Here is a 15378-nt window from a genome sequence, read left to right as displayed (position 1 = left end):
TTCTAACTCCGGCTGTTTTTATTTTAGTGCTTTAAATGTTCTAAGCTATCGACCAGACTATTCGTGATATCAGTCGCGGACGCCCCATCAAAATCAATAGTTAACGTATTGCTATCCTTCTCTATTATCAATGTTGACGAACCACTTTCCTCACTAACAGATACCTTAACTGCAGAAGCCTCTCCTTCGTTCGTCGTTTTCAGCTCTGTCAGCAACTCTGAGATATCTGCTTTTGATACATCTTCAAACAGGTCAGATAAATCAAGCTTATCTCCCTGATCTTTATCAAAATCAGTGACACGATCGTGCTCAGTTGCCATATCTACCCACTTGAAGATATCAGCGCCATCATCACCAACTAAAATATCATCACCAAGGCCACCTATAAGTGTGTCATTACCAGACCCACCTCTGACAGCGTCATTACCTTCACCACCATCCAGGACATCATGACCAGTACCACCGAAAATCAAATCGGTTCCACCTTGCCCATAGATTGTATCGTTACCACCACCACCGTGAGCGATATCAACGCCAGGTCGGCTCGCTGACACATTGTCATCGGTTTCAACAATATTCTTCAGGGCAATAGATGAATCCTCATCAGGAGCAAAAGAGTCGTTTAGATTATCGTCTACCAAATCGGCAATATCGATTTCAGCAAAATTGTTACTAATTTCGTCAATAGCTGCTTGCTTCGTTGGTGTAATATCATCTTGATTTATTGGCGAATGACTGTCACCCATGTAAATCGTGTCATTCCCATCACCTAAATGCACTAAATCGTTGCCGATACCAACATCGATCGCGAGGCCATTAGATGCATCATATTCCAACACTCCATTGTTCTCACTACCCCAAATCGTGGCCGCCGACTGAGCCCAATCAATTTTATCGCCTGCATGATTAATTGTTACCATGTCCAATTGACCTTCGCCTGCATCGATAATAGAAGTAGCATTGACCGTCACAGTACCTTGGTTAGGGCTATCTTGATCATCAGAATCAATGGCAGTGTATTTAAACTCATCTTTTATATCCACTGGGCCACTAGGCGTAAGCTCGACGCCTGATAAGTTAAATCCTGCATCTTTGCCCGCATTGTGAGTATTCACAACAACCAGTCGAATCTCATCAAAAATGCCTTCACTTGAGTCAATTGTCGCGTAACCTGACTTCCCACCCGTAATTACTAATGGATCGACTTTAGTCACTGGTTGGCCGCCATGGAATAAGTAGGCGACTACTTTTGCATGACCGTTATTAAACTGCCCTTGCAGGCTCGCAAATGAAAGCTTAGCGGTTGAGATATCCCCTTCTGTTGATGAGATTGACATATACTCACCGATCTGAGTTTCCTTACCCGTGCCATTATCATGGCTAGTATGAACAAACACCCCAGATTGATTGTTATTGTGGTCATATTTGATCGTTGCATCAGCGTCAGCGAAGTTCAACCCATCAAACTTACCACCGGAAATAACCATTCCCTCAAGCTCTAGCTGATCAACACCCGAGTCTTTATTTTTCTCATTCAGTCCATTGTCTTGAACAAAGTCATCACCGATTAACGAACCACCATGGACTATTGACGTTACCTTATCGGCAACATAAACAATATTTGCACTGTCTAATACTTCGCTACCTACTTCCAGTGCGTCACCGATAATCTTGCCACTACTGTCAACTTGATAGAGTTTACCGTGCCCTGGTAACTCTTCAATTCGAACTGAGGTGTGTTTATCGCTTGAAGCATCATCTTCATTGTCTTTTGCGTGCGGTGCAAAATCTACCTGAGCAACATTGCTATCAGAAGAAATCGTAAAGTCGCTTGCCGTTGGTGGAGTATTCGTATTGTCCCCACCTGACGCTTCTTTAATTTCAAAAGACAACACATTGCTGCTGCTATCACCGTCGGTGTCAGTTAAGGTATAGCCGAATTCTAGATTCACAGCTTGGCTACTCTGAGCACCGAAGAACTCATAATCACCATCATCAAGATCAATAACCAATGAGTGCTTAGAATCAATAAATACAGTAAGGGTGTTCGTTTCTCTATCAAATAAGTGTGAAACTGAATCGTTGTTATCAGTAACAGTTAACGTCTCACCATCAAAATCGTAAGTCACACCATCTATTGTCAACTGAGAAATATCAGCACCATCGGCACCCTCTTGACCAGCCAGTAAATTGCCTTCAATCGGCTCAATAACTGATTGAAGCATAATCGGTGGTAACTGAGTTAGGTCAGCGACTACTGTAGATTTACTATCTCCTTGACCACCAATGGCAGCATCTTTTACAGAACCATCGAACGCGACTTGATCTAGGTGCGCTGTAGTCACATCCTCGCCCATTCCGTACGCAATAGCGGTAATTTTATTCTCTGTTAAATGGTCAACCCAAGCTGATAACTCATCCTGTTCAATGGTATTAGGGTTATCTCCATCACTACTTGTTGGGTCACCATCAGACAAGAAGTAGCTAACGTTTGTCGCACCATCTAACTTCCCACCATTGTCTGACGTTGACCAAGACTTAGCCGCTTTATCAATGGCATCGTCGTAATCCGTAGTACTACTTGCCGATAAATCATTGATTTGGGCTATCGCTTCATCAACAGTCATCCATACAGAACTAGACGCTGCATAGTTAAACAGAACGATTTGCACTTTCGTCGCACCAAGACTGTCATATTGCTTGAGCATTTCAATCGCTGCTTCTTGCATCACTTGGAGTCGAGACTTAGTAACATTTTTATCAGAACCAGTCACGGAGTCCCATTTCATTGAACCTGAAACATCCAAAATTAGCTGAACGTTAGCCCCAACTTTAGTTTCAGCGGCAACGTCATGATGAACTCGTGACGCTTCTGGTGAGTCATCTTCAACAGATAGCGTAATCTTACCACTTGATGAAAGCCCAGATGCGTCTTTAGCGATAACAGGAAGGTCAATGCTTAAGCTATCTTCTCCATTAGTATTAGGATGATCAATCTGACCAAGAAGCTTAATATTATAAGTACCAACATTATCTAGAGAGACTTCGACAATAGGCTGCCCTGATGCAGAACCAACTAAGGTATGCCCATCGTTAGAAACGATCCAAGTTAGAGGAGTTCCGTCCGACTCGATAAGGTTTCCGCTAGTATCACGAATAGTGATTTCGCCATCGTCATTGCTAAATACCGTATCAGCTAAATCTCCATTATCATCTCGGATAGTAAGCTTACCTGTTATCGTCGCAGAGTCTGTAGTGTCCAATGACAAACCATTATCGTCGACAATTCCACCAATAAGCCCTTCTTCTGACACCGAAACGGCAGCATTAGTTATCACTGGTGCAACTTCATTATCTAGTATAGTCCCAGCAGCAGTAACGCCATGTTGTCCATGATTGATAATTACATCTAAACTACCATCTGTAGGTGATTCGAAAGGAACCTCAGAAAGTTTAATTTCAAAGCTTTCAGAATCTTCTAGGCCACTATCATCTAAAGTATCAACAATTACTTTAAAATCGGTCACTCTTGCTGGAAGCGTAAACGTCCCATCGGTTTCATCAACCTCAATAGTCTTAAGCTGACCTTTATGTAGGTATGTTACTGTCACACCTTCATAAGGTTTTGCACTATCTAAAGCCAGATCTTCTAAGCTAGCCTTGTCGGAACCTGCAGAGAATACGAACTCAACCTTCATATCAATCGATGCTTCAGAAACCTTAGATAGGTTTGCATCAAATACTGCGCTATCACCTTCAAGAACTGCAGTGGCATTGCTTAATGTCAACGTCGGATTATCAGCATTGTCGAGTTTGATTGAACCAACGCCCTCAAGATCAGAGCGAGCCTCATCGATAGAAGAGTTGCTGCCTGCTTCAGATTTAGTCGCAATAATGTGTAAACCGAACTTTTCAGTCCACTCAAACTTATCGTCTTGAACCGTTTGCACCGAAACACGCAGTTCAGTAACGCCCGCAGGGATTTCAATGTATCCATCAACTACGGTGGCAGTTTGGAAGTCTCCCCTTGTATCTCGGTATTCATAGACTAACGAATCAACATCAATATCATCTGTTTCGCTATCGTAACCGATAGTGGTCGCTTCAAATTTTACATAATGCTTGTCCGATGACGCTTCACTTAGTTCTACCTTGAATACCGCTTGCTCTCCTTCATTAACGCGCGGTGCATCATGTACTTTTATCGTGACGTCATTATCGATGATGGCGCCTGTAGCAGTTTTACCATCAATGGTCACTGTATAGGTTTCATCGACTTCGTGAACACTGTCGTTAACCGTCGGAACTAAGATCGTAAAGTCTTTCACTCCCACAGGGACGATAACTTCACCTTTAGCCTCATCATAGGTCACGCCATTAGTAAACTGAACTTTGCTCAGGTCTACGTCGTCTCCATCTGCCGTATCACCTTGCGCACCAGTAAGCGTCACTTTATAGCGAGCTTCAGTTAGTGTGCTTCCATCAAGCGCAACTTTATAAGCTAGACTCTGCCCCTCATCAACCGATGAAGAGAGTAGAGAAATGCCTTCAACAGAAGCAGGGCTCGGCTCAGGGTTGACCACAACTTTAACGATCGCTTCTGCAAACCCACCGTTATCGTCTGTGATCTGATACTTAAACTCTGTCGTGCCAAAAAAGTCATCATCTAGGTCAAACAGAACTTTGCCATTTTCAATTCGAGCTTCACCATGTTTATCGCCGAATACATAGGTGATGCGTATGGCGTCGTTATCAGGATCTGAATCATTCGCTAACAGCTCTGAAACTGGAATTTCAAGTACACCACCTTGATTGACAGCGTAAGCACCAGATTCACTCGAAGCCTCAAAACCTGTTAGGAAGTAATCTGAAGAATCAGAGCCACGTGCAGGAACATCAACAAAATCTGTCGACTCAAAGACTATTGAATCAAACGCTTTACCCTTCAAGTCAACAGTATAAGACCCGTTTGAGTTGCCCTTATTTGCTACAAATGTATCACTCGCAACCACCACGCCATCTAAGTAAGCGATCCATTTACCTTGCTCGTGATTACCTGAACCACCTTCGCCTTTAAATAGATTTGAGACTTCAAAGCTAAACTGAGTCGCTGGCTTCGCTAACGTGATCTCTAATTGCTCAGAAACGCCATCTTCACGATTGAATTGGATTTGCTCCTCAATCCCGCCATTTTCATGACCACCTACACCACGCTTTACACCCACTTCGGTAATGTCTTTAGTCACGCCTTGGTAAGAGGCAGACATAGATGCGTCATCACTTTGCCAAGAACCCAAATCATTTACATTTAACGAACCAAGACTAACGCTAAAGCCTTCAGGGTCATTGACTGCAACAGGGGCTGCATTTTGATCCGCAATAGTAACCGTTGATTCATCACTGAAGTTACCATCACTATCTACAGCGCGGTAATCAAAAGAGTCACTCAGTTCTGTTTCTAGATAACGTAGCTCCCAGTTACCCGGCCCGTCAGTAGTAAGTTCAACACGAGTGATTTCAGCACCATCAGGCAGTTCAAAGCCCGCAGATGGAATGGTCAGCTCATGGAACAGATCGTCATTACCAGAAGACTCTTTTTGATAACTAAATGTTTTACTACCACCTTCAAAGTAAACAGTAATCTCAACGCTTGACTCATTTGAATTGCCAAGACCTTTCTCAAAGTAACCGCCAAGGCCATCTAGACCTAAAGTAATCGAATCCGCCGGACGCGTTGCAAAGTCGATAGAGAGAACTTCACCGTCATTAATGCCTTGACCTGCTCCAATACCAATGCCATGACCAACATGGTTAGCTGTAGCATCGCCTCGGTACTGGGTTAAAGCGCCGCCATTTGAACTGATAATTACTTTATCGTTGCCGCCCAAATCTAGCTCGCGAGTTGTACTATTAACTTCAGTGCCCCAGTTGTAGAAATCTTCACGGGAGGCACTTTGATCGTCCTCTCCTAGAGGTTTTTCATCAGAACTACTGTGCAGACCTAATACAAAACCTTCTGAATCTGCATCCGGCTCATATTCGATCAAGTCAGGGTCAAACTTATCATATTGAGTATCTCCTTCACCCGAGTACAACTGCTCTTTCGTTATCTCAACTCCGTTGTAATACAAGGTTCCATGATCAGGTAACTCGGTAATAACAACACGAACATCTTTATTAGCTGCGTCGTCTTCGTCATCAGAAATATGGTCTTTAGCCGCATCAGTATGGTCGAACACGATTTGCGTCTTACCAGTACTTGCTACCGAAGCGGTAAAGTCTTCTGATTCAGGTGGGTTGTCATGACTATCGTCAATCGCAACATCTTTATTCGCAGAAGTTGTGTCTAGCTGTTCAAAAACATTTTTGTCATCATGTTTTACCGATACAACGCTAACGTTGAACTGTTGACCTTGTTCGTACTCATTATCTGGTACTGTATCAATCGTGAAGTTAGCGGTTTTGGAACCCGCCTCAATTTCAACTTCAAGCACTTCAACAATATCTTGGTTATCGGCATTGGTGTAAGTGTATTTAAGAGTAATAACACTCTTCTCAGGTACCGCTTCACTTAGAGTGATGGTAAATGGTGTTGTAGTGTCACCTTCGACTACCGTACTTGGCCCTTTCAATGTTACGGTAACTGTTTCTTTATCTGCGGTAATCGTCTCGTCGACTATTTTACCCTGCGCGGTGTCTTGACCTGGAACTTCAACGTATTGACTGTCAGAAGATACTTTTAGGGTAACTGTTTCTTCACCTTCAAGTAGGCTATCGTCAATAACCTTGACGAACACTTCGATGCTATCTTCACCCTTGTCAATAATTAAGTTAGCAAGCTCATTCGGTGTAAGCGCTTTGTAGCCTTGCCCATCTTTAACATAAATCTTGTCTTCGTAATCAATACCTTTGGTTGCAGTATCCCCTGCTGCACCAAGAGTAAGATCAAGACCCACATTCTCAGAAACAAGCTCATCGAGGTTGATTTCAAATGATAGGTAAGCCTCGTCGCCTTCGGTTACTGGCTGACCTGATGTCACTGTAAGTTCAGCAACAGGTAAAACATCAACATTAACCGTAATCGTATCGGTGCCACCATTACCATCAGAGACAGTAATAACGAATGAGTCAGGACCGTCATACTCTGGCTTTGGTGTATAAGTCCAAGAACCATCTGGTTTAACTGTGACACTACCATTTTGTGGGTTGCTTGCAGTGTAGGTGAGCGAATCACCATCAACGTCTGTTGCTTTAACCTTACCAGAGACAGAAGCATCTTCTTTGGTTGAGGTACTAATTGTTACATCATCACCAAGTGGTTTATCTTTATCATCGACAAACACAGGATCATCATTCACAGGGGTAATATTGAGCGTTACGGTCGCATCATCTTCGCCGCCATTACCATCGGTTACTTTGTATTTAAAGGTAGCTTCACCGTTGTAGTTTTCGTCCGGCTTGAAGGTAATTGTTTTAGCAACATAATCTACCGTCAGTGTGCCATTGGTTGCTGACGTAATTGAACCTTCAATGATTGATAAGTCATCGCCATCAATATCGGTGTCATTTGCGAGTAACTCGTCAAACGAGAAGGTGATTGACGTGTCTTCTTCTGTAACAAGGTTAGGGTAATCTAAGCCAGTAACGGTAATGTTATCTAACAAAGCGCCATAGCTATCAGATTTACCTGCGCCTGCAAAAGTTAACTCAGTGTTGTCACCTTTGACGTCTAACTCTGCAGTAATTCGATACCAACCATTAGCATCAGGCTGACCAATTTGAATATTCAGTCCTTCCGCACCTGACAATGTTCCATCCGCATGAACAGTGACTAGCACATCACCCACTTTGAAAGTCATATCTGATGAAGATTGACCATCTCGACGAGGGTTATAATCAAACTCAAGACGAATACTATCTTGGCCTGCTGTATCGATAGTTGTGGTGATTGCAGTATTCTTATGGGCATCTAGCTCAGCAATATATTCACCATCAGAGGCCTCATTAACAACACTCTCATGTTGAATTTCTAAGCCATTTGTCGCCTTCCAATCACCCAGTTGATCACCGTATAACACTACCCATTCAGGGGTGTTGGTCATATTCTCAAATGACTCGGTAAACAATAGCGTTTCTTGAGGAACATTATATTTGTCATCTACGGCGATAGGGCCGTCATTGGTGCCAAGAATATTTACCGTAATAGTCTCAGTTGCTGTACCGTCCAACGATGTCACAACCAGTTTGTCTTGACGCTGATCACCAACCTTTAACATATCAACTTTGTCGTTATCCAACGTATAAGTCCAATGACCTGTTGTCGGGTTAAATGTAAACGTACCGTATTGACCATCTAAAGAACCTGGCGTTTGGAAGAAAGATTCACCGTCATCAACGTCTTTTAGGGTTAACTGACCGCCTGCCTGCGCATCACCAATCGGATCGCCATTGCCATCGATGCCCACTTCAACCACGGACGTGTCTTCGTTGTCGGATGGGGTAATGGTCGCGCCATCGTTGCTGCCGACAATGTTCACGGTGATGGTTTCGCGCGCCGTGCCGTCAAAGGACTCGACCGTTAAGCTGTCGGTCTCTTGGTCGCCCGCGTTCAGCGCGTCTGATTTATCGGGGTCAAGGGTGTACGTCCATTCACCCGTGTTGATGTTGAAGGTGAAGGTACCAAACTCGCCTGCCAAGCTGGTTGGCTGCTTGTACACCTGCTCACCGTCATCGACGTCTTTAAGGGTTAGCTGACCGCCTGCCTGCGCATCACCAATCGGATCGCCATTGCCATCGATGCCCACTTCAACCACGGACGTGTCTTCGTTGTCGGATGGGGTAATGGTCGCGCCATCGTTGCTGCCGACAATGTTCACGGTGATGGTTTCGCGCGCCGTGCCGTCAAAGGACTCGACCGTTAAGCTGTCGGTCTCTTGGTCGCCCGCGTTCAGCGCGTCTGATTTATCGGGATCAAGGGTGTACGTCCATTCACCCGTGTTGATGTTGAAGGTGAAGGTACCAAACTCGCCTGCCAAGCTGGTTGGCTGCTTGTACACCTGCTCACCGTCATCGACGTCTTTAAGGGTTAGCTGACCGCCTGCCTGCGCATCACCAATCGGATCGCCATTGCCATCGATGCCCACTTCAACCACGGACGTGTCTTCGTTGTCGGATGGGGTAATGGTCGCGCCATCGTTGCTGCCAACAATGTTCACGGTGATGGTTTCGCGCGCCGTGCCGTCAAAGGACTCGACCGTTAAGCTGTCGGCCTCTTGGTCACCCGCGTTCAGCGCGTCTGATTTATCGGGATCAAGGGTGTACGTCCATTCACCCGTGTTGATGTTGAAGGTGAAGGTACCAAACTCGCCTGCCAAGCTGGTTGGCTGCTTGTACACCTGCTCACCGTCATCGACGTCTTTAAGGGTTAGCTGACCGCCTGCCTGCGCATCACCAATCGGATCGCCATTGCCATCGATGCCCACTTCAACCACGGACGTGTCTTCGTTGTCGGATGGGGTAATGGTCGCGCCATCGTTGCTGCCAACAATGTTCACGGTGATGGTTTCGCGCGCCGTGCCGTCAAAGGACTCGACCGTTAAGCTGTCGGTCTCTTGGTCACCCGCGTTCAGCGCGTCTGATTTATCGGGGTCAAGAGTGTACGTCCATTCACCCGTGTTGATGTTGAAGGTGAAGGTACCAAACTCGCCTGCCAAGCTGGTTGGCTGCTTGTACACCTGCTCACCGTCATCGACGTCTTTAAGGGTTAGCTGACCGCCTGCCTGCGCATCACCAATCGGATCGCCATTGCCATCGATGCCCACTTCAACCACGGACGTGTCTTCGTTGTCGGATGGGGTAATGGTCGCGCCATCGTTGCTGCCGACAATGTTCACGGTGATGGTTTCGCGCGCCGTGCCGTCAAAGGACTCGACCGTTAAGCTGTCGGTCTCTTGGTCACCCGCGTTCAGCGCGTCTGATTTATCGGGGTCAAGAGTGTACGTCCATTCACCCGTGTTGATGTTGAAGGTGAAGGTACCAAACTCGCCTGCCAAGCTGGTTGGCTGCTTGTACACCTGCTCACCGTCATCGACGTCTTTAAGGGTTAGCTGACCGCCTGCCTGCGCATCACCAATCGGATCGCCATTGCCATCGATGCCCACTTCAACCACGGACGTGTCTTCGTTGTCGGATGGGGTAATGGTCGCGCCATCGTTGCTGCCGACAATGTTCACGGTGATGGTTTCGCGCGCCGTGCCGTCAAAGGACTCGACCGTTAAGCTGTCGGTCTCTTGGTCACCCGCGTTCAGCGCGTCTGATTTATCGGGGTCAAGGGTGTACGTCCATTCACCCGTGTTGATGTTGAAGGTGAAGGTACCAAACTCGCCTGCCAAGCTGGTTGGCTGCTTGTACACCTGCTCACCGTCATCGACGTCTTTAAGGGTTAGCTGACCGCCTGCCTGCGCATCACCAATCGGATCGCCATTGCCATCGATGCCCACTTCAACCACGGACGTGTCTTCGTTGTCGGATGGGGTAATGGTCGCGCCATCGTTGCTGCCAACAATGTTCACGGTGATGGTTTCGCGCGCCGTGCCGTCAAAGGACTCGACCGTTAAGCTGTCGGTCTCTTGGTCACCCGCGTTCAGCGCGTCTGATTTATCGGGGTCAAGGGTGTACGTCCATTCACCCGTGTTGATGTTGAAGGTGAAGGTACCAAACTCGCCTGCCAAGCTGGTTGGCTGCTTGTACACCTGCTCACCGTCATCGACGTCTTTAAGGGTTAGCTGACCGCCTGCCTGCGCATCACCAATCGGATCGCCATTGCCATCGATGCCCACTTCAACCACGGACGTGTCTTCGTTGTCGGATGGGGTAATGGTCGCGCCATCGTTGCTGCCAACAATGTTCACGGTGATGGTTTCGCGCGCCGTGCCGTCAAAGGACTCGACCGTTAAGCTGTCGGTCTCTTGGTCACCCGCGTTCAGCGCGTCTGATTTATCGGGGTCAAGAGTGTACGTCCATTCACCCGTGTTGATGTTGAAGGTGAAGGTACCAAACTCGCCTGCCAAGCTGGTTGGCTGCTTGTACACCTGCTCACCGTCATCGACGTCTTTAAGGGTTAGCTGACCGCCTGCCTGCGCATCACCAATCGGATCGCCATTGCCATCGATGCCCACTTCAACCACGGACGTGTCTTCGTTGTCGGATGGGGTAATGGTCGCGCCATCGTTGCTGCCGACAATGTTCACGGTGATGGTTTCGCGCGCCGTGCCGTCAAAGGACTCGACCGTTAAGCTGTCGGTCTCTTGGTCACCCGCGTTCAGCGCGTCTGATTTATCGGGGTCAAGGGTGTACGTCCATTCACCCGTGTTGATGTTGAAGGTGAAGGTACCAAACTCGCCTGCCAAGCTGGTTGGCTGCTTGTACACCTGCTCACCGTCATCGATGTCTTTAAGGGTTAGCTGACCGCCTGCCTGCGCATCACCAATCGGATCGCCATTGCCATCGATGCCCACTTCAACCACGGACGTGTCTTCGTTATCGGATGGGGTAATGGTCGCGCCATCGTTGCTGCCGACAATGTTCACGGTGATGGTTTCGCGCGCCGTGCCGTCAAAGGACTCGACCGTTAAGCTGTCGGTCTCTTGGTCACCCGCGTTCAGCGCGTCTGATTTATCGGGATCAAGGGTGTACGTCCATTCACCCGTGTTGATGTTGAAGGTGAAGGTACCAAACTCGCCTGCCAAGCTGGTTGGCTGCTTGTACACCTGCTCACCGTCATCGATGTCTTTAAGGGTTAGCTGACCGCCTGCCTGCGCATCACCAATCGGATCGCCATTGCCATCGATGCCCACTTCAACCACGGACGTGTCTTCGTTATCGGATGGGGTAATGGTCGCGCCATCGTTGCTGCCGACAATGTTCACGGTGATGGTTTCGCGCGCCGTGCCGTCAAAGGACTCGACCGTTAAGCTGTCGGTCTCTTGGTCACCCGCGTTCAGCGCGTCTGATTTATCGGGATCAAGGGTGTACGTCCATTCACCCGTGTTGATGTTGAAGGTGAAGGTACCAAACTCGCCTGCCAAGCTGGTTGGCTGCTTGTACACCTGCTCACCGTCATCGATGTCTTTAAGGGTTAGCTGACCGCCTGCCTGCGCATCACCAATCGGATCGCCATTGCCATCGATGCCCACTTCAACCACGGACGTGTCTTCGTTATCGGATGGGGTAATGGTCGCGCCATCGTTGCTGCCGACAATGTTCACGGTGATGGTTTCGCGCGCCGTGCCGTCAAAGGACTCGACCGTTAAGCTGTCGGTCTCTTGGTCACCCGCGTTCAGCGCGTCTGATTTATCGGGGTCAAGGGTGTACGTCCATTCACCCGTGTTGATGTTGAAGGTGAAGGTACCAAACTCGCCTGCCAAGCTGGTTGGCTGCTTGTACACCTGCTCACCGTCATCGACGTCTTTAAGGGTTAGCTGACCGCCTGCCTGCGCATCACCAATCGGATCGCCATTGCCATCGATGCCCACTTCAACCACGGACGTGTCTTCGTTGTCGGATGGGGTAATGGTCGCGCCATCGTTGCTGCCGACAATGTTCACGGTGATGGTTTCGCGCGCCGTGCCGTCAAAGGACTCGACCGTTAAGCTGTCGGTCTCTTGGTCGCCCGCGTTCAGCGCGTCTGATTTATCGGGGTCAAGGGTGTACGTCCATTCACCCGTGTTGATGTTGAAGGTGAAGGTACCAAACTCGCCTGCCAAGCTGGTTGGCTGCTTGTACACCTGCTCACCGTCATCGACGTCTTTAAGGGTTAGCTGACCGCCTGCCTGCGCATCACCAATCGGATCGCCATTGCCATCGATGCCCACTTCAACCACGGACGTGTCTTCGTTGTCGGATGGGGTAATGGTCGCGCCATCGTTGCTGCCGACAATGTTCACGGTGATGGTTTCGCGCGCCGTGCCGTCAAAGGACTCGACCGTTAAGCTGTCGGTCTCTTGGTCGCCCGCGTTCAGCGCGTCTGATTTATCGGGGTCAAGGGTGTACGTCCATTCACCCGTGTTGATGTTGAAGGTGAAGGTACCAAACTCGCCTGCCAAGCTGGTTGGCTGCTTGTACACCTGCTCACCGTCATCGATGTCTTTAAGGGTTAGCTGACCGCCTGCCTGCGCATCACCAATCGGATCGCCATTGCCATCGATGCCCACTTCAACCACGGACGTGTCTTCGTTATCGGATGGGGTAATGGTCGCGCCATCGTTGCTGCCGACAATGTTCACGGTGATGGTTTCGCGCGCCGTGCCGTCAAAGGACTCGACCGTTAAGCTGTCGGTCTCTTGGTCACCCGCGTTCAGCGCGTCTGATTTATCGGGGTCAAGGGTGTACGTCCATTCACCCGTGTTGATGTTGAAGGTGAAGGTACCAAACTCGCCTGCCAAGCTGGTTGGCTGCTTGTACACCTGCTCACCGTCATCGACGTCTTTAAGGGTTAGCTGACCGCCTGCCTGCGCATCACCAATCGGATCGCCATTGCCATCGATGCCCACTTCAACCACGGACGTGTCTTCGTTGTCGGATGGGGTAATGGTCGCGCCATCGTTGCTGCCGACAATGTTCACGGTGATGGTTTCGCGCGCCGTGCCGTCAAAGGACTCGACCGTTAAGCTGTCGGTCTCTTGGTCACCCGCGTTCAGCGCGTCTGATTTATCGGGGTCAAGAGTGTACGTCCATTCACCCGTGTTGATGTTGAAGGTGAAGGTACCAAACTCGCCTGCCAAGCTGGTTGGCTGCTTGTACACCTGCTCACCGTCATCGACGTCTTTAAGGGTTAGCTGACCGCCTGCCTGCGTATCACCAATCGGATCGCCATTGCCATCGATGCCCACTTCAACCACGGACGTGTCTTCGTTGTCGGATGGGGTAATGGTCGCGCCATCGTTACTGCCGACAATGTTCACGGTGATGGTTTCGCGCGCCGTACCGTCAAAGGACTCGACCGTTAAGCTGTCGGTCTCTTGGTCACCCGCGTTCAGCGCGTCTGATTTATCGGGGTCAAGGGTGTACGTCCATTCACCCGTGTTGATGTTGAAGGTGAAGGTACCAAACTCGCCTGCCAAGCTGGTTGGCTGCTTGTACACCTGCTCACCGTCATCGACGTCTTTAAGGGTTAGCTGACCGCCTGCCTGCGTATCACCAATCGGATCGCCATTGCCATCAATGCCCACTTCAACCACGGACGTGTCTTCGTTATCGGATGGGGTGATAATTGCACTGTCATTCGTTCCCTTGACAGTAATAGAAACAGTGCCCGTTCCAGTACCATCAATTGAAGTAACATCAAACGCTAAAGGGATTTCCTCACCATTAGGTAATGCTTGTACAACTGAACTTTCATTATTGATAGTGAAAGTCCAACTGCCATCAGAATTTACAATAAAAGTACCGTAATCATTTGTTATTTCGTATGGTTGGACAAACGCTTCACCAGCATCGACATCTGCAACCTCTAAAGTTCCAGAAGCAACTGTTTGGTTTTCGTCGTCCTCTACAACCGTCCCGTTATCATCACTTACTGTAGCGGGATCATTCACAGGCGTTACTGTTACATTGACTACCAACGTATCCGTACCACCATTGCCATCATCAACGATTACGGTAAAGCTGTCTGGGCCGTTGTAATTTTCATTTGGTGTGTACGTCCAGGTGCCGTCTGGGTTAACAACAGCAGTACCGTTCGTAGGCGTTGAAGTTTGAGAGAATGTCAGTGTATCGGTTGGGTTTTGGTCTGTGGCCGTAAGAGTACCGCTGATCGCGGTATCTTCATCTGTCGTTACGGCAAGGCTTTCACCAAGCGGATCGTTGTTTAAGTCAACGAAAATAGGTTCAAATAGCTGGAATTGGTCCAATAGAGTTAAGCTTTGTGTTTGAGACAAGCCTAAAGATTGGAAACCTTGTGTTGTAAACTCGGTGCTGGCTATCGTTTCAGTACCATCACGGGTAACAGAACCACTTGCAGTCAAGCTCGACCCTGATTGCCCACCCGCTGCCGTTGCGAAATCTTCACCAAGCTGGGTTGGATCTTGTCCTTCTTCTAAAGCCGCAAAGATGTCTTCAATCTCGGCTGTGATGTCTTGTGGTTCACCACCATCATCAACCAATTCGACTTGCAGTTGTTGATTATTGTCTACTACATCAGAGTTCGACTGAACGATAACCTCGCCAGGTCTAGGTAACTCGCCTTCAACCAACACTCTAACATTACCGTTTACATCAATAACGATAACTTGATTGGCTGCTAAATTACCCATTGCAACGTAAGTACCAAAACCCATATTTTAAGTCCTTAATCCTTGACTGCTTTCTTTTGTTATGTTG

The 15378-nt window shown here is 48.2% G+C and carries 1 protein-coding gene; it reads right to left on the bottom strand.

Going from position 1 to position 15378, the window contains the following annotated elements; translation table 11 throughout:
- Window positions 1–23: 23 nt before the first annotated feature.
- A complete protein-coding gene (locus tag LYZ37_RS06840) occupies window positions 24–15335 on the bottom strand; it encodes a VCBS domain-containing protein (RefSeq protein ID WP_272787024.1) in 15312 nt (5103 codons plus the stop codon).
- Window positions 15336–15378 lie beyond the last annotated feature (43 nt).

It is taken from the genome of Vibrio tubiashii (genome assembly GCF_028551255.1).
GTDB classification, from domain to species: Bacteria; Pseudomonadota; Gammaproteobacteria; order Enterobacterales; family Vibrionaceae; genus Vibrio; species Vibrio tubiashii_B.
Note: the sequence above shows the minus strand (reverse complement) of the source record. Positions and strands in the feature narration are given on the sequence as shown.